Raw genomic sequence first — 20,906 nt, 5'->3', positions numbered from 1 at the left:
GCACATCCATGAGGATTCGTTCGGCGCGCACCCGCCTCGCGGTATCGTTCCTGGCCGTCGGCCTCGTTCTCGTCGGCTGCGGGGGTTCGGACACCGGCGGCACCGGGACCGGATCCGGGTCGATCGGCACCACCAACGACATCAACCCGCACGACCCCAGCGAACTGCGCGACGGCGGAAATTTGCGGTTGGCGTTGTCGGGTTTCCCCCCGAACTTCAACACGCTGTCCAACGACGGCAACGACTCCGAGATCGGCGGCATGCTGAAGCCGATGATGCCCCGCGCGTTCGGCACCGACGCCTCGGGGGCGCTGTCGGTGAACCACGACTACTTCGTCGACGTCGCGCTCACCGGCACCGACCCGCAGCAGGTCACGTACACGATCGACCCGAAGGCGGTGTGGTCCGACGGCACCCCGATCACGTGGGAGGACATCCAGTCCCAGGCCGCGGCGCTCAGCGGGAAGAACAAGGAATTCCTGATCGCGAACACGTCCGGATTCGAGCGGGTGGACCGGGTAGAGCGCGGCGTCGACGACCGTCAGGCGGTGATCACGTTCGCCGAGCCGTACGCCGAGTGGCGGGGCCAGTTCGCGGGCAATTCGATGCTCTACCCGAAGTCGGCCACCGCGACCCCCGAGGCGTTCAACACGAGCCTGCGCGACGGGATCTCGCTGACGTCGGGACCGTTCCGGATCGCGTCGATCGACCGGGCGCAGAACCGGATCACGTTGGGTCGCAACCCCGCGTGGTGGGGCAACACCCCGAAACTCGACACCATCACGTACAGCGTGCTCGACGACTCCGCGCGAATTCCCGCGCTGCAGAACAACGAGATCGACGCGTCCGGGCTGGGCACGATCGACGAGGTGAAGACGGCGGAGGGATCGGACGGCATCGCGATCCGCCGGGCGCCGGGAACCCAGTTCTCGCACATCACGTTCAACGGCGCGGACGGATCGATCCTCGCGGATCCGGAATTGCGGGTGGCGCTGTCCAAGGGCATCGACCGGCAGGGCATCGCGACCGCGATCCAGAACGGTCTGGTCGACGACCCGAAGCCGCTGAACAACCACGTTTACCTCAGCGGTCAGCAGGGCTACCAGGACAACAGCGCGGCCGTCGCCTACGACCCGGAGGAGGCCGCGCGGCGGCTCGACGAGCTCGGCTGGAAACTGAACGGCGAGTTCCGGGAGAAGGACGGGCGCAGGCTCGAGATCCGCGACGTGATGTACCAGTCGACCACCTGGGTCCAGATCGCGCAGATCGTGCAGCAGAACCTCGCGCAGATCGGCGCCAAACTCAACATCGACACCCGGGGCGGCACCGGGTTCTTCACCGACGTCATCCAGCCCGGCGACTTCGACCTCGCCCAATTCTCCTGGGTGGGTGATCCGTTCCCGCTCAGCGGTCTGCCGCAGATCTACGCGTACAACCCCGACGATCTGCAGGGCAATTACGGCCGGATCGGTTCGCCCGAACTGAACGCGCTGATCGAGCGGACGATCTCGGAACTCGACCCGCAGAAGGCGATCGAACTGGCCAACGAAGTCGACACCGCGGTGTTCGAGGAGGGGTTCTCGCTGCCGCTGATGCAGGCGCCGGGCAACGTCGCGGTGCGCGACAACCTGGCGAACTTCGGTGCCGCCGGTCTCGCGTCCTACGACTACACCAAGATCGGTTTCCTGAATTAGCGGGTTCGCGGCCGTGCGCTACCCGGTGGCCGTCGCCGTGGGCGCGCTGCTGGTGTGCGGCGGGTTCGCCGTCGTCGCCGACGCCGATCAGTTCAGCGCCCTGGTCGTCGTGGCGGCGGCGGTGCTCGGGGTCACCGGCTACACGTGGTTCGCGGCCACCCGCACGCGCTCGGAGCCGGGTCGGCCGGCCATGGTGCACCGGGTTCGCCAGCAACACCGACTGACCAGCAGATCCTGGATCGAGGTCCGTGAGGAACCGGGTTCGCTGTGGATTCCGGTGTTCTTCGATCCCGCTCTGGTCACCCTGCTGACGCCGACCGCGGCGACGGTGCACGACGCGGGCCGTCGCACTGTGGTGGTGTGGGAGGGCCGTTGCCTGCTCCCCTCCGGTCGAGCGCGTCGTTCGGAGCCGCCCGGCCGGTTGATCGACAACCCGTCGCGTCCGGATCCGGACGGTCCGGTGCGCGCCCGGGTCGCGGTCCGGCCCGCCCGCAGACTTCTCCTCGACGCTCAGTTCGCGGTGGCGGCGCCGTTCGCCGGGGCACTGTGGGTGTACGTCGCGGGCGGCGGGCTTCCCGCGTTCGCCGGCGCGACGTGTGTGGCCGCGGCCGTCGCCGTGTGGTTGGCGGCAATCCGCGGCTCCGACCCCAGCTGACGGCGGCTATGACATCGTGACGCCCGCGCTGACGAAGCACGGCAACAGCCCGGCGACCTCACTCAGCACCGGCCCGAATCCCACGGCGGCCGGTACGGGGTCGTTGACGAACGCGATACCCCGGAACCCGGTGGTGAGGTTCGTGAACTGCACAACGGCGCCGTTCCACTGCGCGAACGGCGCGGCGGTGGTGTACCGGATCCGGTCGGGTCCGACGCGTTCCGCGTTGAACGTGAGCCAGGCACCGGGAGCGCACGTCGACATCGAGCCGGGGACGAACGGCGCGGCGGAGGCGGCGCCGGGCACCGCGAACGACAATGCGCCCGCGACGGCGAGCACTGCTCCCAGCCGACCCAGCACTTTTCGAGTAGACATCGGAATTCCTTTCGGGGCGCGCCAATCCGTCTCCCCGAGTACGGCGGAACCGCGTCACTGAGTGTGAATACCAGGTCCGAGAATTATATCTCCGCAGGTACCACCGGCCGCTAGTCACCGACGTCCAATTCGAGGCGGTCCTCGTCGAACCGGACCACCCGAACGGTGCGCGTGTCGCCCGCCGCCGTGGTCACCTCGAGCCTCCCGTCGTCGTCCGCGGGCACCCAGGTTCCCTCCCGTGGTTCGTCGGCGTCGCCCCGGCCGATCGCCCAGTCGACGAACGAGCCGTCCGGCCGGAATTCGATACCGCCCCGCCCCCTCGCCCGGGGGAAGTCGAATCCGGCGGGCCGGTACACCCGGACACCGTCGTGGTCCTCCTCGAAGGAATGCCGCCAGCGTCCCGCGGCGCCCGGTGCGACCAGTGCGGAGACGGCCGGACTCGCGGCCCGTCCGGTCCACAGCGCCTTCCGGACGCCGTCCAGGCACGCGCCCATCCGGGCGCCCTGCCCCCGGGTGAACATCACCATCCCCGCGTCGTCCGTGTAGTCCATGTAATCCATGAACAGGTCGCCGTGGGGGCCGTTCCCGCAACTGATGTGCGGGAAGCGTGGCATCCCGACGTTCTGCCCGCCCTGATTGGGGGTGTCGGCGACCTCGTCGGAGCCCCGGCACCCGGTGCCGTCGTCGCCCCAGATGTGGAAGAGGTTGAGGTAGTGCCCGATCTCGTGGGTCGCGGTGCGCCCCAGGTTGAACGGAGCCCGCGCGGTGCCCGTCGTGCCGAACGCGGTGTGCGTGATCACGACGCCGTCGGTGGCGACGGGACCGCCGGGGAACTGCGCGTAGCCGAGCAGGCCACCGCCGAGCGCGCAGACCCAGATGTTGAGGTATCTCTGCGTCGGCCACGGGTCGGCGCCGCCCGTCTCCGCGGACTTCACGCCGTCGTTCTGGTCGAACGAATCGACTTCGGTTGTGGTGCGGGTGATTCCGTTCGACGGCCGTCCGTCCGGGTCGGTGTCGGCGAGGAAGAACTCGATCCCGGCGTCGCCGATCAGGTGCTCGAACACGGGTGGAACGGTGTCGATGTCGTCGTTGGTGGCGCGGAAGTCCTTGTTGAGCACCGCGATCTGGCTCTCGATCTGCGCGTCGGAGATGTCCTGCGCCGCGGTCGTCGACACCACGTGCACGACGACCGGAATCCGCACCGGTCCGCGGGCGGCGATCGACTGCAGCGGCTCGAGTTCGATGCTCTGGTTCTCGATCTCCGAGCGGGCGATGCGATACGACTCCGACTCGGTCAGCAGCCGGCGGTGCACGTCCATCGCCCCGCACGTGCGGCGGGTCGGCAGATCGGCCGCTGATTCGTTGATGCTCATGTCGTCGGGTTTCCTTCCGGTTTCAGAGGATCAGGTCTTGGGGGCGGATCAGTTCGCGGGGCAGACTGCTCGCCTCGATCCGTTCGAGCGGGTCGGCCGCGATGTAGGGATCCAGGCCCAGACCGGTCAACCGAGCGATCCGCCGGACGGGCACCTGGAACGTGCGGTATGCGCCGTAGGAGAACGCTTCCTCCCCCTCGGCGAACTCGTCGAGCAGGGCGGCCTGGCTGAGCAGGTATCCGGTGACCGAGAGGCTGCCGTCCTGCTTCACCATCGCGACCGTCTTCCAGAACTGCCGTGGCAGCGCCACACCGCGATACTTCGGGTCGTCCGGAGCGAGAACGGGCCCGGTCACCACGGAGACGGAGAGATCGGCGTTGTCCGCGTTCTTCAGGACGTAGTCCTCGAGTCCCAGCCACAGCGTCTGTCCCGCGTTGAAACTGTGGTGTTGCGGAGTGCAATTGGTGAAGTGGAACGTGTCGTCGTTCGCCGCCTTGGCCAGCGGGCCCCAGGCCGGGTCGAGTCGGCGCACGAGGTGCCCCCGGTCGAGCGGATTGTCGCGGTACATGTCCTCCCCCGTCTGCTGATCGGCGGGAAGCCGGGGGTCGAGAATCCATCTGTCGCTGTCGCGCCGGGGGCTCTGCGACTGCTGTCCGTCGATGTTCACGGCGGTGAACAGTGCCAGCGCCCGCTCGCGGTGCATCACGACGCTGAAGTGGTGATATTTCAACTCCGGTGACGTGACCGACGGTGTCCCGGGCCGCGGAAGGGGTAGCGGCACCCGCAGGAAGTTCTCGTCGTACCCACCGCGGGTGCCGTAGTTCGGATCGATCGAGATCGCTTCCGGCGCGGCGGCCGCTGACTCGACGGATCCGAGACGCACTGTGATCTCGAGGGGAACCCGGACGGTCACCTCCCGTTCCTGTTCGAGCACCGGGCGGACCGCCGGCGCCGTTCGCTCGGCGCCGAGGACCTCGTCGACGAGGTCCCGCCACTGCGGGGTCAGGTTCTGCGCACGCACGTATTCGAGTATGCGGCTGATTCGCACCCCCTCGTTGAGGACTCCACCGAAGTCGGTGTGCTGCGGCGCCCGCACACTCGCGTGGTGCAGGGCGACCACCTCCCACTGGTCGTTGAAGACCGGTGAACCCGACGATCCGGGTTCGGTGTCGGCCGAGTAGTGCAGGAACCGTTCGGGAATGTCGACGATGCGGTTCTCTCGCAGCGCGATCTGCTTCTTCTCGCCGCGGGGATGCTGCACGATGGTCACGAACTCACCGATCACGGCCTTGCCCTCCGCCTGGATCAGCGGGCTGAAACCGAACTGTGCGAGCGTCCCGGGCTCGGCCCCGACCGCGACCAGCGCGAAATCGCGTTCCCGGTCGGCGAGGTAGAACCGCCCCGGATCGAGCGGAAACATCTGCACGGGCCGCGGTTTTCCGTCGACGCCGTCCTGGTAGTCGAACTCGATCACGCTGCTGCGGGCGGTGTCGGCGTCCGGCAGCACGTGGTGGTTGGTCAGCAGCAGGGCAGGTGAGACGAGGAAACCGGTGCCGTAGCCCTGCAGGGTTCCCCGCGCGTCGCGGATGTTCACCCGTCCGATGGACCGGGCGGCGGCGACGCCGGCATCGAGGTAGCGGGCGCCGACGAAATCGGCTGTGCCCACGATCTTCTCGAGAATCCGATCCGGGAGGGGGTCCGACGCCCAGCCGTCCTCGCCGTAGTAGCGACCGAGCCGGTCCACCCGCTTCGCGATCCGTTCGGGCGTGTCCGCCGCGGCAACCCCGCCGGGACCGTTGAGCGCCTCCACGTGCTCGCCGCGCTGGGGTGCTCGTTCCCGCGCACGCAGTTCTGCCGCATCGTGTTGTCGTTGCCGTTCCGCCTCGAACGTTCCCGCAGGCGTCACGCGCGGCGACTGCCCGTCTCCGATGTTGTCGACGATGGTCATGACTCGGTCCTCACGTAGGCGGCGGCTCGGTGCTGTGCCTGCCAGCCTTCGCGCCGCGGGCGGACCGGTCATGCGTAGCCGACTACTCGTTTCTCGGTCCGACCGCGGCGCCGGCGCGTTCGTACTGTTCGACGCCGTTCCGGACGACCCGCCGAATGCGGGTGCCGTCGGCCACCAGGGCGTCGAGCAGCGGAACCGCCAGTTCCGGGCGGATCGGGATTTCCGCGAGCAGCTGCCCGAGTTCGAGTGCGTCCGATCCGAGTGCTGCGACGACGACCTCCCGCCGCGCTCTGTCCAGTGCCGCTTCGACGTCGAGTTGCTTCGCGGTGTCACCCCGCGAAGTCGATATCGGTGTCGCCGTCTCGACCAGCAGCGCCCGGACGTCCCGCGCGGCCAGGTCGCGGTCGGTCGCCCAGACCAGCATCGCCGCGACGGCCACGTACAGCGCGGCGAAGGTCGTGCCCTCCATTTCCGGTCGGTCGACGAGCCGCTCGCACGTCGTCCCGGTGATCGTCCGCGGCGCGTAGACGTCGGGTTTGCCCGCGTCGGGGAAGTACGGGGTTTCGTGAGTGAGGGTGCCGTCGTCCTCGACGGCACCGACGGCGAATGCGTCCGCACTCCACGCGGGATACTCCGGGTCGTCGGAGTGGTCACCCGAGACGATCACGAGTCGTCCGTCGCGGACCAGGCGTGCGATGACGGCGTTCTGCGCGTCGGACGGGACCGCGTTGCCGTAGTCGAACACCAGGATGTCCGCGTCGGCGAGGCCGGCGTCCTCCATCCACCGGCAGACGTCGCGCTCGGACGGGACACCGTGCGCGAAGGCCAGCTCCTGGGGCAGGAGTTCGGCCAGCGCCGATTCGCCCTGCCCCGTCTCGCCGGCCACCACCCGGCCCGGAACGTCGTGCCGGATGGCGCACTGCGTGACGGCCACCGCGATCTCCTCACGGCGACCGGCGGTGAACGGTCCCGCCACCGCCAACCGCAGTGCGTGCCGCACCGGCGCCGCGGCGGCCGCCTCGGGCTCGGGTGCCCCGGGGCCGGCGCCGAAGAAGTCGGACCCGTTCGACACCGGCGGTGCCGCCTTCGCGGCACCGACACCGAGTTGCCGGACGAGCAGCGGCAGGTCTCGCGGTTCGAAGGTGCCGTCCTGGGCGGCGAGATCCGCCAGCTGCTCCCACAGTTCCAGGTGCCGCACGTCGGTGTAGAGCCGGGAGAGGTCCTGCTCCGGGTAGCGCGTCAGCGAGGGCAGATTGCGCCGGATCCATTGCCACACTTCGGGCCAGGACAGGGCGTCGAGGCGGATCGTGCGCACTTCCGCGGCGCGGAGCGACTCGGTCAGTTCGGCGAGTTCCCCGGTGGTCGCCACGGCGAGCCGTGCGTCGCCCCGACGCTGCGTCAGCAGGACCAGGGCGTCGAGGAGGTCCGAGGCGCCGGGGGCGTCGCCGACAAGGAGGTCGCCGTCGTCGACGACGATCGCGGTGGGGACTTCGGTGAGGTCGTCGAGTAGTCGCTCCCACCAGTCAGCGGCGCTGAGCCTGCCGGGCCGGGCGGCGCGGACCCCGGCGTCGTCCATCAACTCGGCGACGATCCGGGACAGTTCGCGGAGCGGGTCGGGTTTCGCGAGCAGCCGTTTCGCGCTGACGAACAGATGTGCGATCTGCGGTTCGAGCTCCTCGAGCACGCGGTCCAGGAGGGCGGTCTTTCCGGTGGAGGGCATCCCGACCACGTGCAGCAACCGGGCGGACGTCCGCCCGGACAGCACGTCCACACCCTCGCGCAGCTCCGCGAGGCGGGAGATGAAGCGGAGTTCGCCCTGGCGGATCCCGATCCGCCGCGAGATCCGCCGGGGCGAGGGTTCCGGCCGTGCCTTCGCGTCCGGGTCGATGATCGCGCCGGGCTCGCTCCCGCCGACGAACAGGCAGGGCACCGCCCAGTCGAGCAGGGGGTCGCCGCTGTTCTCGTCGCCGTTGATGGCGAGCCGCGCCAGCCGCAACGCCTCCGCGACGGGCTGGCCGGCGGTCAGCGCCTCGTAGAAGAAGCGCGTCAGCAGTCGCTCCGTCCGGAACGGCAGCACCGCCTGCATGCCGATCACCATCGGGCACGCATCACGCACGCAGATGTCGGCCGAGGACAGCGGTCCCGGCCACGGGTCGTCGTCGGTGGCCCCGTCCGGCGCGCGGGCCGTCTCGCACCCCGCGAACACCGCCAGCCGGAGGTCCGGCAGCTGCTGCAACAGCAACGCGAACTCCTGGCTCGGCAGCAGCATCCCGCGGCCGTTGCGCCGCTCCATCTTCAGACCGTCCGGATTGGCGTGGCCGAGATAGTGGAAGAGGTGAAACCCTCGTCTCTGCATGCCCATTCGACTGCGAAGACGTTCGACGGACGGACGGTCCTCGACCACCACCCGGAGCAGACCACGATCGACCAGGGGCCGCAGTTCCGACAGCAGGCTGCGTTTCTCGGCATACAGGTCGAACGGGGCCTCGGAATCCTCCGGGCCCTCCCGCAGCGGACTCGACATCACCAGCAGGAGATTGAGCGGCGGCTCGATCGGCGTGTGCCGGATCGGGTAGGTGCGCGACCGTCCGGACCGCACCACGTGGACGTCGCGTGCCATGGCGAGGAACTGGTCGGGGCGTTGCGGATCCAGCAGCAACTCCCACGGCCAGGCGCACACTTCCTGCGGCGCGGCGAGGATCCGCACGAGCAGCTGAGTTCCCGCCCGCCCGGCGATTCCCCGGCTCTGCTGCAGCAGCGTTTCGATGTCGGGGATCCCGAACACCAGGTCCGTCAGCACTTTCCCGACGTCGAGCGCGTGGGCCGCGGCGTCGGTGCGCGCGTGCCGGACGGTGTCGGTCAGCCATCCGGACGGCGCGTCGATCGTCTTTCCCGTGACGTCGTTCGGCAGTTTCCATTCCGGGATCTCTCGCCGCACCGCGAACACCGAGCCCATCCAGGACTGCGCCGACAGCCACACGTGGTCGCCCGCCCGGAGCACGCTGATCTCCAGTTCCTCGAAACCGGTTGCGGGTCTCATATTTCCGCGCTCCTAGGCGTCGACGGACCGGGCGATCTCGTCGAGGTCGACGACACTCGCGACGTCGGTGACCGGGTGCACCCCGGGCGCGCGCACGGTGATCCGGTAATCCTGGGCGGATAATCCGTCGAGGACTGCCTGCTGCCAGCCGTCGACGGCCGGCGACAACGGGTGCTGCCGGCTCGGACCGCCTGCGACGGGCTCGACCGACGCGACCAGCCGAGCGCCCCCGGCACCGGTTCGCGCGCGGATCACCAGCGGCTCGGCCGTCGTCACGTCGTCGACCTCCAGCGCCACCGATTCGTTCACCGCCGGAAACACGTTCGGGGGCGCGAGAACTGCGGTGGTCAGGATCCCGCCCACATGGTCGAGCACCGGGTCGTCGTTCTGCAGGGATCCGTGCCGCTGGCTGAAGAACGCCGCGTTCTTCCATCCCGTCATGAGTTCGTGCGGGGTGGCCGACAGCTTCGGCACGGTGCCGTCGCCGCCGCTCTCACCGGGCCCGCGGACGGTCATCGTCTCGACCTTCGACCCGGATAGCCGGGCGGCCCATTTGGTGGGCTGGAAGTCGCCGATCACCGGACGGATGTCGTAGCCCACGGTTCCCGACTTCAGCCGCGCGTCGACGGCGTCGCGCAGGTCCCGGTGCAGTCGCACCGCCGCGCCCATCCGGCCGGCGTCGAGTCCCGTGCCCGACCAGTCGAGCGTCGTGTCGTCGAGTGCGCGCCACGACCCGTCGTCACCCGCCATGCACCGATACGACGGCAGCAACTGGTAGGCGGACGTGAACGACCCGATCAGCGCACCGAGGTCCACGGTGAACGGGCCCCAGCCCTTGCGGAATCCGTTGACGAGGAAATCGAGCGCATTGACCGAACCCGAGTACGGGGTGCCGAACGTGACGAGGGTGCGGGTGTCGCGCCACCCGTCCAGCAGTTCGAGGAACAGTCGGGCGACGATGCCGCCCATGGAGTGGCACACCAGCACGAGCTTGGCGTCCGCGTTGCCCGACGTCTCGCGCCACCGCGCCAGCCAGTCGTGGGATCGCCGGGCCAGCGCGCGGGCCGCCACCCGGTTGTCGCGCCGCCAGTCGTAGGGCAGTTCGAAATAGTTGTCGCCGGGAACGGCCCCGAATCGGCGGACCACGTCGTCGCGGAACTTCGTGTAGCCGTCGATCTTCCAGTCCAGGCCGGGAACGAAGTGGAAGTCCGGCACCAGCCGGGTGGCCACGACGCCGTCGCCGAGGTCGTCGACATCCGGGGCGTCGCCGTCGAGTTTCAGTGTTTTGATGTTCCTGCCCAGCGAGAGCACACTCGCCAGCACCACGCCCGGTGTCGGTGCCCACACGTCCTTGCCGTCACGCGCGAGGACCGACCCGCCGATACCGGGCAACAACACGACGACGTCTTTCATGGCGGCCTCCGGGATCGAACGCCCAGGAGAGGGCGGCTTCGAATCCCAGTCTTCTCTTACTCGCCGCAATACACACGAGTAGCGGACCACTCGGTTTGCAGTTTTTCGGCGGGGCCGCCGACGCTCAGCGCTGCGCGAAGTTGAGGTAGGCCTTCGACGGCGTCGGACCGCGCTGGCCCTGGTACTTGGAGCCGACGGCCGAGCTGCCGTACGGGTGCTCCGCCGCGCTCGACAGCCGCAGCAGGCACAGCTGGCCGATCTTCATCCCCGGCCACAGGGTGATGGGCAGGTTCGCGACATTGGAGAGTTCCAGCGTGATGTGCCCGTTGAAACCCGGGTCGATGAATCCGGCCGTCGAGTGCGTGAGCAGTCCGAGGCGGCCGAGCGAGGACTTGCCCTCGAGGCGTCCCGCCAGGTCGTCGGGCAGCGAGCACACTTCCAGCGTGGAACCGAGGACGAACTCGCCGGGGTGCAGAACGAACGGCTCCCCCTCCGCCGGCTCCACCAGCGTGGTCAGCTCGTCCTGCCGCTGAGCTGGGTCGATGTGCGTGTAGCGGGTGTTGTTGAACACCCGGAACAGGCTGTCGAGGCGCACATCCACGCTCGAGGGCTGGACCATCGAATCGTCGAACGGGTCGATGCCCAGACGTCCAGTGGAAATTGCGGTACGGAGATCGCGATCGGAGAGGAGCACAGGTAGAGGTTAACGGGTGTGGATGGCCATCGAGAGCAGCAGTTCGGTGCAGGTATCCACCAGCTCCTCCTCGGGGAGCGTCACGGTCCCGTTCAGCCATGCCGTCAGGGTCTGGGCGAGGCCGCCGACCATGAAGTGCGCGGCGAGGTCGAGGCGCGGGCTCTCGGCCACCTCGTAGTACCCGACCGTCTGCCTCGTGACCAGGCCCGCGAACAGTCGCGAGCTGTCGAGGCGACGCTGCGCCAGCACCGCGCTCGACTGCGCCACCGAGAACATCAGCCGGCCGTGCCGCGGATCCTCGGCAACCTCCCGCACGATGTTGCGGACCCCGGCCCGGACGATCTCCCGCTCCCCCGGCCCGGCGTGCGTCACGGCGTCCAAGGTGCTGGTGGCGATGCGTTCCACGACGTGGTCGTAGACGGCGACGGTCAGCGCGTCGCGGTCGGGGAAGCTCTCGTAGAAGTAGCGGGTGGCGAGTCCGGCCTGCTTGCAGACTCCGCGCACGGTCAGGGCGTGGTCGCCGTCCGCGCTGCCGAGCAGGTCGAGTCCGGCCTCGATAAGCTGGCCGCGTCGTTCCGATCGACGCTGGTCACCCTCCTGGCCGCCGTACACCCTGTCCGACGCGATTGCCATGGACACATCTTCGCACTTGCCTCTGGACTCGCCACATATATGTGAGTACGGTCGTATTCAGATAGGAAATTCACCGCTTGCGACAGGAGTGCACATGTCGACATCTCTCGAGGTGCCGGACCGACTCGAACTGGTCATGGACGGCGCCGGCCTGCTCGCCGGCGCAGCAAACGTGATCATGCAGCTCTCCCACCCCGCCGTCGGATACGGCGTCGTGGAAAGCCGCGTCGAAAGCGGACAGATCTTCCGGCACCCCATCAAACGAACCCGGACCACCCTCACCTACCTCGTCGTGGCGGCCCGCGGCACCGACGAGGAGAAAGAAGCGTTCCGCAACGGCGTCAACCGCGTCCACGCCAAGGTGCAGTCGGGGCCGGACAGCCCCGTGCAATACGACGCATTCGATCCCGAACTGCAGCTGTGGGTAGCCGCCTGCATCTACCGCGGATTCGAGGACGTCCACCGCTCCATGCACGGCGAACTCACCGCCACCGAGAGCGAATACTTCTACCAGCAGGGCGCCACCTTCGGCACCACCCTGCAGGTGCCGAAGGAGATGTGGCCCGCCACCCGCGCCGCCTTCGAGGACTACTGGAACAAAGCCCTCGCCGACGTGTCGATCGACGACACCATCCGCGAATACCTGGTGTCCGTCGCCAAGGTCGAATTCATGCCCGCCGTCGTGTCGCGCCTGTTCGGCCGGCTCAACCTGTTCTTCACCACCGGCTTCCTGCCACCGCTCTTCCGCGACCAGATGCACCTCACCTGGACCGCCAAGGATCAGCGACGCTTCGACCGGACCATGAGCACCATCGGCGCCGTCAGCCGACGCCTCCCCGTCACCATCCGCGAACTCCCCTACGTCCTGCTCATGCGCGACCTCCGACGCAGAATGCGGACCGGCAAACCCCTCGTATGACACTCCGCGCGTGTGCCCGCGTAGTCCGGATCACCATCTGATAATGTTTCCGCCGCAGGGTGTTGGGCCTGCCTACGGGCGCCCAATATCGTGCGCGCCGATGTAGTTCAATGGCAGAACATCAGCTTCCCAAGCTGAATACGCGGGTTCGATTCCCGTCATCGGCTCCACGGCGTGTTCACCCGATAGAGCCTGTTGGGTTCACCTATTAGCCCGGGATCGGATTCGGACCCCCTATTTCTGCGCATTCGACGCTGCGTCGCCCGCTTCTTCGGTCGGGGTGCAAGACTTATGCACCGCAACTAATTTCGCATTCCAAAGCCCCGCAACGCGCGGCCGGGAGTCAGAACTTCCCGACGTCGGCGACGAGTCGGTTGGCGAGTTCGTCCGAGGACTGTGGGTTCTGTCCCGTGTAGAGGTTCCTGTCGACCACGATGTGCGGCCGCAGCGGAAGGAGGCCTTTGGAGTAGTCGACGCCCGCCTCTTTCAGCTTGTCCTCGAGCAGCCACGGTGCCTTTTTCGCGAACCTGTTGAGCAGTTCCTCGCGGTTGGACAACCCGGTCATTCGGTAGCCGGCGAAGGGTGAGGTGCTGTCGGCGTCGGTCGCGGCGAGAATCGCCGCCGGTGCGTGGCAGAGCAGGGCGAGCGGCCTGCCGGACGCGAGTCGATGGGCGAGCAGCGCACCGGAGGTCGTGTCGTAGGCGAGGTCCTCCATGGGGCCGTGGCCGCCGGGATAGAACACCACATCGAATTCTTCCGGGTCGACGGAGTCCAGCGCGGCGGGGCTCGCGAGCACATCTTCGATGCTGTCGAGGTAGCGCTTCACGTCCCGACGCTTCCAGGGCATTCCACCGGAGATCCCGAGGCTGAGTTGATCGAGCGTCGGGGCCTTGCCGCCCGGGGTCGCGACGGTGACGTCCCAGCCTGCGCCGGAGAAGATGCGGTGGGGCACCGCGACCTCCTCGGCCCAGTACCCCGAGGGGTGCACGGTGCCGTCGCTGAGCGTCCAGCGGTCGGCTGCCGAGATTACGAACAGAACTTTCGTCATCACGTTCCTCCTGATGTGATCGTGCCTCGTCTCGCCTCGCGAGCCAATCGTTCGTGGCACACGGTGTGTGAATCTGCCTCGCGTCACACCCGCAGTGCGGCACCGAGGCTGCCGGTTTCGGCTCGCTGCGTCGACGCGAGCCAACGTGAGTAGCGGCGCAGCGCACGGCGCTTCAGCAGCTGATCGACCAACAGCGCGACGGCGGGTCGGACGCCGAGCGCGGGATTCTGCCCAGCGGCCATCCTGCGCATCTGGTACCGGACCATGGCCATGCCGGCGAGTGACGCCAGCGGCTTGTCCGACCAGGTCACCGGCCTCAGGGTGCCGGCGGCCGGCAGGCGCTCGCGCCAGCGGTGCGGCAGGTCCGGAGTCGCGGCAAGTGCTGTTCCGATGCCGATCACCGCGACGTTGTTGGCCAGGACTCGTTCAGCGGTGTCTCGGCGGGAGATCCCGCCGGTCAGCATGAGCGGCACCGCACTGGTTGCGGCCAGATCTGCCGCGAGATCGAGGAAGTAGGCTTCGCGGGCCGCGGTGCGTCCGTCGGCGGGGCGGCCGGACATGGCAGGGCTTTCGTAACTGCCCCCGGAGATTTCGACGAGGTCGACTCCGAGCGGTTCGAGCATGGCGATCACCTGGCGGGCGTCGTCGGCGTCGAAGCCGCCTCGCTGGAAGTCTGCGGAGTTCAGCTTCACCGCGACGGCAAAGGTCGGCGACACGACGGCGCGGATGCCGCGGACCACCTCGAGCAGCAGCCGCGCGCGGTTCTCCAGCGAGCCGCCCCATTCGTCTGTGCGCGTATTGACCAACGGAGACAGGAATTGCGAGAGCAGGTAGCCGTGCGCGGCGTGGACCTCCACGCCGTCGAATCCGGCCTGCTCGGCTCGGTGCGCGGTGGTGGCGAACCGGGTGATGGTGTCACCGATCTGCTCGGCGGTCATCGCGACCGGGCGGCCGAATCGCTTGGAATGCCGGCCGACGTCGACTGCGACGTCCGACGGTCCCCAGACCACCCCGGGCATCGCCGCCTCCACCTGCCTGCCGGGGTGGCTGATCTGCATCCACATGGCCGCGCCGGCGACCTTGCCGGCCTGTGCCCACGCCTCGAACGGCTCCAGCGGCGTTTCGGCGTCGAGGACGACACCACCGGGCCCGGTCAGCGCTTCGGCGTGCACCATCACATTTCCGGTGATCAGAAGGCCGGCTCCGCCGATCCCCCACCGTCGATACAGGCTGATCAGGCGGTCGTCGGGTAGCTGCGCCTGCCCCGCCAGCCCCTCTTCCATGGCTGCTTTCGCGATTCTGTTGCCCAACACCTGCCCAGATTGCAGTTCGATGGGCGAGAACAAGTCTTCCGATGCCGATCCCCGTGTCATGTGCACGTCCCTTCGATCGATGTGTTAGCGGTGCTTACACGGTATGCGGTGCTAACATAGACGTTGCATGTAAGCACTGTCAACACGCGTTAGGTTGAAAGCATGCCCACTTCGTCCACCTCGTATCACCACGGCGATCTCCCCAGCGCACTGGTGCGCGCCGCGATGGATCTCCTCGAAGAAGACGGGGCGAGCGAGCTCTCGCTGCGCGCCGCGGCTCGTCGTGCCGGCGTGTCCACCGCCGCGCCGTACCGCCACTTCGCCGATCGCACGGCACTGGTGTCCGCCGTCGCCGCCGTCGGCTACCGCGAACTGGCCGAACACCTGGCCGCAGCGCATCCCGCGCCCACCACGGCCGAGGACCTGACCGCCGTCGCCATCGCCTACGTCCAGTTCGCGCTGACTCGGCCGGGACTGTTCCGAGTGATGTTCGCCGAGCCGTGCGACCCGAACAGTCCCGAGCGCGTGGCCGCGGCGTCGGCCATCACCGAGTACCTCACATCCGTCGTGCGGCAGGCTGTTCCGAATTCCGATCCGGACGGGATGGCGACAGCGATGTGGGCGTTGGTGCACGGTTTGGCGTTCCTGCATCTCGACGGCAAGTTCGAGGCTTCGCCCGACAAGGCCGTCGCCGACCGGGTCCGCGCGGCAGTGAATGCGGTGCTCGGCGCGTCGACTCCGGACGCCACTCCCTCACACTCCGGCGACTGACGGCGCCGAGGCCGCCGAGCGGGCGCCCCGCCACTTGTTGACAGTGCTTACATCCCCCGTTAGCTTTGGTGTTAGCACTGTTCACATGCGAGCAAGGGAGTTGCGCCGATGCCATCGACACACGAGAACACGGTCGAGGTCGACCTGGGCGGCCGCACGGTCACTGTCCCGAAAGACGGTCTGTACGACAGGTACCGGATGAACACCGACCTCGACGACGTCGCCCGCGATCCTCGCGTCCGCAGCGTCGATTTCTTCCGACGCCTCCCCAAGACCACGGTCGACTCCGCGATCGGTGAGACGCTCACCCCGAACTTCTACTACCGCATCTCGACCGCCCGGCTCACGATGCTGGCCCCCACCCGCGCCATCCGCGCCCGCCTGCCCCGGGAGTTGGCGCCGCTGGAGGTCGCGCCAGGACTCGGGTTGGCCTCGCTGATGTTCTTCCGTTACGACGTGTGCGACATCGACTTCTACACCGAGGCCGCCGTCGGAATCGCCGTCCGGCCCGCGCGACACGGTCGACTCGGATTCGTCGACCTCGCAGCCGCCCTCCAGAACGACCACCTCACGTCCTATGTGCTGTCACTTCCGGTGAGCACCGAGATCGCTCAGGTGCGCGGCCACGACGGCTACGGATTCCCCAAGTGGGTCACCGATCTCGACGTCCACATCGACGCCGACCGAACCACCGCAACCGTGGCCAACGACCACCGCGAGACCGACGTGGCGCTGTCGGTCGCCACACCGGCGCAGACATCCCATCCGACCGGCGCGCGCGTCAGCGCGCTGACCTCGTACACCTCGATCAACGGTTCGTGGCATTCGACCCTGAGCCAGACCAACGTGCTGTCGACCGGAAGCACGTACCTCCCCCGCAACATCGACCTCCGGATCGGGCAGGGCCGCATGGCCGACGACGTGCGCTCGCTCGCACCGATCAGGACCGTTCGACTCGACGTCACCACCGAAGCCCAACTGGCCCTGCACATGCCGGTGCCGATCTCGATCCCGAGCCGCTGACTCGGGACCGAGCCGGACGCATCAGTGTCTGCTGCGGCAGCGCCGTAGCCGGCCGGACAGGCATCGCTTCGCGCGGCGGAGGCACCGTCCACCTGGCCGAGTTCGCGGCACGGAAGTCCTCGGCTTCAGCGCCCGACTGCGCCCGATGCCACCGATCCGACGTTGAAGACGTCGAGGGTCGTCGCGACCGGCTGACCCGCAAGGACCATCGATCCACGTATCGTGCGGCAACGGTCGTCTCAGCGGCGTCCGCGGCGCTGTTTGATGAACGCCACCACAACTTCGCGCTCGCCCGACGACTCCCCCAGGAGGTCGGTGGTCAGCACGCGGTCCGTCAGTGCCTCCAGTGACCGCCACCTCGCACCGGGGTACCGCGGAAGGCCTCGGCGCGTGGTGACCGCCGTGGTCAGCAGGAAGGCAGACCCCGACACCTCGAACGAACAGCGCAGCGGAGAACCGAGCGTCGCCGCGTCGATCAGCGCGGCACCCACCTCGTCGACCGCGCGGGTGATGTCCGCGATCTCGGTGAGCAGGAAGCCGCGCCGGTGGGCCAACGTCCGCGCGACCGCCCGAACGATCGGCAACTGATCCCGGGTCGCCTCGACCCGCAACTCGGTGGTGCTCTGCGGCCGGGCGCTCACCTTGTTCACCCCGTTTCCGCCATTCGTTCCGCCGATCTGTGAATGCCGAGCGCTGCATGCTCGGCACCCTTCGCCGCCCGGGCTGTCACGATTTACTCGGAAGCTACTGCAGCGCAATACCATCACGAGACGCTGTCGAGTCAGGGGTGGATCGATCGACCTCTCCGCGCCATCACCCGCGTCTTCTCGTCGTCGAGTCGATGGAGGCTGATGACCCCGGCGTGGTTGGGACCGGAGTCGGAATTCCAGGCCACCCGTTCGTCCGCATGCTGCTCGGTGATGGTGGTGTCGAACTCGCCGACCTGCCCCGCCACGTCGATGGCCTCGGTGACTGTGCTCATGACGACCGCTTACCCGACGATCCCGCGTCCAACCCGTCGTTCCGTGCCGGATTCAACTGCAAGCCCGCTGGACGGGCATTGAGTCCTCTTCGCGACACAGGGCGGCCCCACGAACCGTGGAGACCCGCAGAGCCGCGCCCAGCTGCCGGGCAGGGCGAACTGGGCAGTTCCATTTCGCATCTTTCACGTTTCGAGTCTGATAGCACCCGCGCGACGTGCGACGTTGCGCTAGAAAGTAGTCGTGGATTCAGAGCAGGTGTTCGGTGGTGGTGAGCCACAGCGGGTGGGTAGTTTCCGCTTCTACCTGGACGGGCAGCGGTGGGAATGGTCCGACGCCGTCGCCCAGATGCACGGCTACCGGCCCGGCGAGGTGACCCCGACCACCGAACTGCTGCTCTCCCACAAACACCCCGAGGACCACCCGCACGTAGCCCGCGTTCTGGACCGGATGATCAACGACGCCGAACCGTTCAGCAGCAAACACCGCATCATCGACACCACGGGCAAGGTCCGACAGGTCGTGGTCGTCGGCGACCGCATGCACGACGACAGCGGCGCCGTCATCGGCACGACCGGCTTCTACATCGATATCACCGACTCCCACCGAAACGATGTCAAAGACTCCGTCGACGAAACCGTCGCCGCCCTCGAGCAATCGCGGGCGGCGATCGAGCAGGCAAAAGGGGCCCTGATGCTGGTCTACGGTATCCCCGCCGATCGTGCGTTCGACATCCTGACCTGGCGCTCACAGGAGACGAATACCCGGCTCCGCACCCTGGCCGAACGAGTCGTCGCCAGATTCGGCGAACTCGAACCCGACACCGGCCTGCGCACCCGGTTCGACCACTTGTTGCTCACCGCCCACCACCGACCACCTCGCTCGAGCTGAGGGCGGGGCGGTGCGCGAGCCGTCACCTTTCCTGCGCGGTGGCAATGTCGGGTGGGTCGGGAAGGTCGACATCGAGAACGAAGTCCAGCCAGATCAGGGCGTCTGCCAAGATTTCCGCGCGCAGGATGATGTCGAATTGTTCAGCGGCGGTAAGCGACCGCTCTCCCTCTACCAGATCCTCGGCGAGGAACGCCGACACCGTCCGCAGCATCCAACGCTCCGACGGGGGCAAAGCGTCGCCGTCGACGTACCGCCCTTCCGCGAAGCGAACGTCGAGGATCAACGTCTCCTCCGGACCCGCGCCACCCAGCCGCGCGATGACCACACCGACAGGGGCGTCGACAACCCACGCGAGCACATCGCCGTATACCGGCCGGCCCCCGGTCGGGTGCAGTTCGGTGCACATCCGGGATACCTCACACGAGAGTCGGGCGGCATCCCGGTCACCGACCAGTTGCAATAGACGACCGCCGAGAGCTGCGGCTGAAGAGCTGGTGGGCTGCCTACATTCGATCCCATGTCCGAGAGTGCCCAGCCTCGGGCGCACCCACACAATCCTGTCGAGCTCCTGCATCCGAGCATGCGCGACTCTCCTTCGTGCTGGTCGTGCGGCCTTCGCCAGGCGGTGCCACCGGCTCCGCGTCGCCTGGCGGCAGCGACCCACCGGCAGGTGCCGGGTTCGTGCCGGACTCCCGGTGGACGTGACCTCTTCCTGATCCAGAGACCCCGGCTCGTGGTGCGTCCGGCCCGCTCCGGCCCGGTCCGCTCGACGGAAGAGCAGGCGGCACTTCAGAGTGGGTAATCCCCGGTTATTGCGCCTGTCTCGTTGCGGTGCGGCCGAGCGGAGTCGCGCGGCATCCCCGTCGCCATGAGTGTCGAAAATTCTTGTAGCGCAGGGATCCCCAATTCTATCGGTGCGACGCCCGGCGACGAACGTGGTCCAAGTTGCGCGCGTCAGTGCTCGTCGGAAATGTCCAGCACGGCAAGCGCGGCCCACAAACAATCCGCGGCCAAGGCGATCGCCGGCCACGCACCGGATAAGGGTTGGTGTCGTCGAACTGATTCCTCGAAGGACTCGAGGCACGAGCGGGCTTCAGGCAGAGCGGTCCGCACGACGTGCAGGTAGGGCTCTCGATGGTGGGCCGGGTCCCAGGTGAGATCGTCGAATGCGGCCGAGAAGGCCTCGAGCAGTGCCGCCGCCTCGTGCCGAAGTTGCTCCAGTATGGGCGCCGGGAGACCTGCCGGCCGATCATCGGTGCCGGTGAGCGCCTCGACCGCGACTTCCAGCACCGACACATGCAGCAGGGTGTCGTCGAGAACCGTTGACCTGCGATCCGCCTACCTTGGTCAAGCCGGGGCTACGAAGGTTGCCGCGCAGACTTTCCCGGCCCTCGCGCAGCGCAACCCCGGCGCCGGTCGACTTGTGCAGATCCCACACCGTTGCCGTCCTCGGTCACTGTCGTGACGGCCGGACCGGAGGCCGTGGGCAAGATCGGCAAGCAGCGTCGAGAGTTCATGAGCACGTTGCAGAATCAGATCGCGGGCCGTCGAAAGCTGGTCGGGAGGCAGCACGAGCGCGTTGACCGCGACGCCGACGAGCACACCGACGGTGACATCGAGGACGCGATGAAGCACCAGGGCTGCGTTCGTGGCCGATCCGTACAGCACGACCAACAGGGCGGTGATCGCTACCCACATCCCGTCCGGCGCCAACCACCGGCTGCGGCCGAGGATCGTCCCGACTGCTACCGCACCTGCGATGGCGGCGAGTTCAGGCAGGGTGCCTGCCGCCAACGCGGCAACGAGCACACCGAGAACCACGACCGTGACCTGACGTGCGGCGGCGGACACCGAGCTGCGGACCGTGGTGCCGATGATGAACAAGGCGGCGTAGGGCGCAAGGAAAGCCTCCGGGCTCTGCAACACTCGATCGGCCAGCAACCAGGCGGTCAGCACCGCCACCGTGCACTTCACAGCGGACACCAAGCCCGGGTGCTGTAGCCCCCTGCGCAGCCGGGTACCCCAGCCACCCGCATGGCGTCGCTGCGTCCGGGTACCGACCCACGCGGAAAATGGCCATCTCATGTCAACACTTGTACCCATTCGATCGTCTCGGTTCACGAGTCCGTGTCCCGT

19 protein-coding genes, 1 tRNA gene and 1 pseudogene are annotated in these 20,906 nt (G+C 68.0%); 7 read left to right on the top strand and 14 right to left on the bottom strand.

The annotated features are described in order from the left end of the window. The first annotated feature begins 8 nt into the window (after positions 1-8). Both P3H15_RS27835 and P3H15_RS27830 read left to right on the top strand, forming a co-directional pair. On the top strand, positions 9-1,694 hold the full coding sequence (locus P3H15_RS27835) for an ABC transporter family substrate-binding protein (RefSeq protein WP_276140190.1): 1,686 nt from the start codon (positions 9-11) through the stop codon (positions 1,692-1,694). A 49-nt stretch (positions 1,695-1,743) separates the two neighbouring features. After that, entirely contained in the window at positions 1,744-2,349 is a 606-nt protein-coding gene (locus tag P3H15_RS27830; RefSeq protein WP_276140227.1) for a hypothetical protein, read from the top strand. Positions 2,350-2,355: 6 nt separating this feature from the next. Here P3H15_RS27830 and P3H15_RS27825 read toward each other — a convergent pair whose 3' ends face one another. The 7 genes from P3H15_RS27825 to P3H15_RS27795 form a co-directional block, all read right to left on the bottom strand. Further along, positions 2,356-2,724: a hypothetical protein gene (locus tag P3H15_RS27825; RefSeq protein ID WP_276140189.1), complete on the bottom strand. Its 369-nt coding sequence runs from the start codon at positions 2,722-2,724 to the stop codon at positions 2,356-2,358. A gap of 110 nt (positions 2,725-2,834) precedes the next feature. Continuing rightward, positions 2,835-4,097, bottom strand: coding sequence for a zinc metalloprotease (locus tag P3H15_RS27820; protein WP_276140188.1), 1,263 nt, complete (start codon positions 4,095-4,097; stop codon positions 2,835-2,837). Between the two features lie 22 nt (positions 4,098-4,119). Beyond that, positions 4,120-6,045, bottom strand: a complete 1,926-nt coding sequence (locus P3H15_RS27815; protein WP_276140187.1) for a DNA/RNA non-specific endonuclease — start codon at positions 6,043-6,045, stop codon at positions 4,120-4,122. 82 nt (positions 6,046-6,127) lie between these two features. Next, on the bottom strand, positions 6,128-9,085 hold the full coding sequence (locus P3H15_RS27810; RefSeq protein WP_276140186.1) for a CHAT domain-containing protein: 2,958 nt from the start codon (positions 9,083-9,085) through the stop codon (positions 6,128-6,130). A gap of 12 nt (positions 9,086-9,097) precedes the next feature. Beyond that, on the bottom strand, positions 9,098-10,498 hold the full coding sequence (locus P3H15_RS27805; RefSeq protein WP_276140185.1) for a hypothetical protein: 1,401 nt from the start codon (positions 10,496-10,498) through the stop codon (positions 9,098-9,100). A 124-nt stretch (positions 10,499-10,622) separates the two neighbouring features. Continuing rightward, entirely contained in the window at positions 10,623-11,192 is a 570-nt protein-coding gene (dcd, locus tag P3H15_RS27800) for a dCTP deaminase (protein WP_072937534.1), read from the bottom strand. Between the two features lie 9 nt (positions 11,193-11,201). Continuing rightward, entirely contained in the window at positions 11,202-11,825 is a 624-nt protein-coding gene (locus P3H15_RS27795) for a TetR/AcrR family transcriptional regulator (protein WP_276140184.1), read from the bottom strand. Between the two features lie 94 nt (positions 11,826-11,919). Here P3H15_RS27795 and P3H15_RS27790 point away from each other — a divergent pair, with 94 nt between their 5' ends. Next, positions 11,920-12,744, top strand: a complete 825-nt coding sequence (locus P3H15_RS27790) for an oxygenase MpaB family protein (RefSeq protein ID WP_276140183.1) — start codon at positions 11,920-11,922, stop codon at positions 12,742-12,744. Positions 12,745-12,840: 96 nt separating this feature from the next. After that, positions 12,841-12,914, top strand: a tRNA-Gly gene (locus tag P3H15_RS27785). A 173-nt stretch (positions 12,915-13,087) separates the two neighbouring features. On the opposite strand, the gene P3H15_RS27780 is transcribed toward P3H15_RS27785, so the two are convergent. Both P3H15_RS27780 and P3H15_RS27775 read right to left on the bottom strand, forming a co-directional pair. After that, entirely contained in the window at positions 13,088-13,792 is a 705-nt protein-coding gene (locus P3H15_RS27780) for a type 1 glutamine amidotransferase domain-containing protein (protein ID WP_276140182.1), read from the bottom strand. A gap of 83 nt (positions 13,793-13,875) precedes the next feature. Further along, entirely contained in the window at positions 13,876-15,165 is a 1,290-nt protein-coding gene (locus P3H15_RS27775; protein WP_276140181.1) for an NADH:flavin oxidoreductase/NADH oxidase family protein, read from the bottom strand. 102 nt (positions 15,166-15,267) lie between these two features. Between P3H15_RS27775 and P3H15_RS27770 the strand changes: the two genes are divergently transcribed. Both P3H15_RS27770 and P3H15_RS27765 read left to right on the top strand, forming a co-directional pair. Beyond that, complete coding sequence (locus tag P3H15_RS27770) at positions 15,268-15,876, top strand: TetR/AcrR family transcriptional regulator (RefSeq protein ID WP_276140180.1); 609 nt, start codon at positions 15,268-15,270, stop codon at positions 15,874-15,876. Between the two features lie 108 nt (positions 15,877-15,984). Next, on the top strand, positions 15,985-16,899 hold the full coding sequence (locus P3H15_RS27765; RefSeq protein WP_276140179.1) for an acetoacetate decarboxylase family protein: 915 nt from the start codon (positions 15,985-15,987) through the stop codon (positions 16,897-16,899). 239 nt (positions 16,900-17,138) lie between these two features. On the opposite strand, the gene P3H15_RS27760 is transcribed toward P3H15_RS27765, so the two are convergent. Continuing rightward, the gene (locus P3H15_RS27760) at positions 17,139-17,549 is read right to left on the bottom strand and encodes an anti-sigma factor (RefSeq protein ID WP_276140178.1); all 411 of its coding nucleotides are present in this window, start codon (positions 17,547-17,549) and stop codon (positions 17,139-17,141) included. Positions 17,550-17,704: 155 nt separating this feature from the next. Then, positions 17,705-17,860 (bottom strand): annotated as a pseudogene (locus P3H15_RS27755) (cyclase); the annotation flags it as partial. 262 nt (positions 17,861-18,122) lie between these two features. On the opposite strand from P3H15_RS27755, the gene P3H15_RS27750 reads away from it, so the two are divergent. Beyond that, positions 18,123-18,770: a PAS and ANTAR domain-containing protein gene (locus P3H15_RS27750; protein ID WP_276140177.1), complete on the top strand. Its 648-nt coding sequence runs from the start codon at positions 18,123-18,125 to the stop codon at positions 18,768-18,770. 22 nt (positions 18,771-18,792) lie between these two features. On the opposite strand, the gene P3H15_RS27745 is transcribed toward P3H15_RS27750, so the two are convergent. The 3 genes from P3H15_RS27745 to P3H15_RS27735 form a co-directional block, all read right to left on the bottom strand. Then, entirely contained in the window at positions 18,793-19,176 is a 384-nt protein-coding gene (locus P3H15_RS27745; RefSeq protein WP_276140176.1) for a hypothetical protein, read from the bottom strand. Between the two features lie 548 nt (positions 19,177-19,724). Continuing rightward, on the bottom strand, positions 19,725-20,066 hold the full coding sequence (locus tag P3H15_RS27740) for a hypothetical protein (RefSeq protein ID WP_276140175.1): 342 nt from the start codon (positions 20,064-20,066) through the stop codon (positions 19,725-19,727). Positions 20,067-20,117: 51 nt separating this feature from the next. Further along, positions 20,118-20,753 carry an aromatic acid exporter family protein gene (locus P3H15_RS27735; RefSeq protein ID WP_276140174.1) on the bottom strand — a complete coding sequence of 212 codons (636 nt, stop codon included), beginning with the start codon at positions 20,751-20,753 and terminating at the stop codon, positions 20,118-20,120. Positions 20,754-20,906 lie beyond the last annotated feature (153 nt).

This window comes from Rhodococcus sp. T2V (genome assembly GCF_029269925.1).
GTDB lineage: Bacteria > Actinomycetota > Actinomycetes > Mycobacteriales > Mycobacteriaceae > Rhodococcus_F > Rhodococcus_F koreensis.
Note: the sequence above shows the minus strand (reverse complement) of the source record. Positions and strands in the feature narration are given on the sequence as shown.

Excerpts from the sequence above, each read along its gene's own strand:
- P3H15_RS27835 (WP_276140190.1), top strand. The coding sequence starts at position 9 with ATGAGGATTCGTTCGGCGCGCACCCGCCTCGCGGTATCGTTCCTGGCC.
- P3H15_RS27825 (WP_276140189.1), bottom strand. The coding sequence starts at position 2,724 with ATGTCTACTCGAAAAGTGCTGGGTCGGCTGGGAGCAGTGCTCGCCGTC.
- P3H15_RS27820 (WP_276140188.1), bottom strand. The coding sequence starts at position 4,097 with ATGAGCATCAACGAATCAGCGGCCGATCTGCCGACCCGCCGCACGTGC.
- P3H15_RS27815 (WP_276140187.1), bottom strand. The coding sequence starts at position 6,045 with ATGACCATCGTCGACAACATCGGAGACGGGCAGTCGCCGCGCGTGACG.
- P3H15_RS27810 (WP_276140186.1), bottom strand. The coding sequence starts at position 9,085 with ATGAGACCCGCAACCGGTTTCGAGGAACTGGAGATCAGCGTGCTCCGG.
- P3H15_RS27805 (WP_276140185.1), bottom strand. The coding sequence starts at position 10,498 with ATGAAAGACGTCGTCGTGTTGTTGCCCGGTATCGGCGGGTCGGTCCTC.
- P3H15_RS27795 (WP_276140184.1), bottom strand. The coding sequence starts at position 11,825 with ATGGCAATCGCGTCGGACAGGGTGTACGGCGGCCAGGAGGGTGACCAG.
- P3H15_RS27790 (WP_276140183.1), top strand. The coding sequence starts at position 11,920 with ATGTCGACATCTCTCGAGGTGCCGGACCGACTCGAACTGGTCATGGAC.
- P3H15_RS27780 (WP_276140182.1), bottom strand. The coding sequence starts at position 13,792 with ATGACGAAAGTTCTGTTCGTAATCTCGGCAGCCGACCGCTGGACGCTC.
- P3H15_RS27775 (WP_276140181.1), bottom strand. The coding sequence starts at position 15,165 with ATGACACGGGGATCGGCATCGGAAGACTTGTTCTCGCCCATCGAACTG.
- P3H15_RS27770 (WP_276140180.1), top strand. The coding sequence starts at position 15,268 with ATGCCCACTTCGTCCACCTCGTATCACCACGGCGATCTCCCCAGCGCA.
- P3H15_RS27765 (WP_276140179.1), top strand. The coding sequence starts at position 15,985 with ATGCCATCGACACACGAGAACACGGTCGAGGTCGACCTGGGCGGCCGC.
- P3H15_RS27745 (WP_276140176.1), bottom strand. The coding sequence starts at position 19,176 with ATGTGCACCGAACTGCACCCGACCGGGGGCCGGCCGGTATACGGCGAT.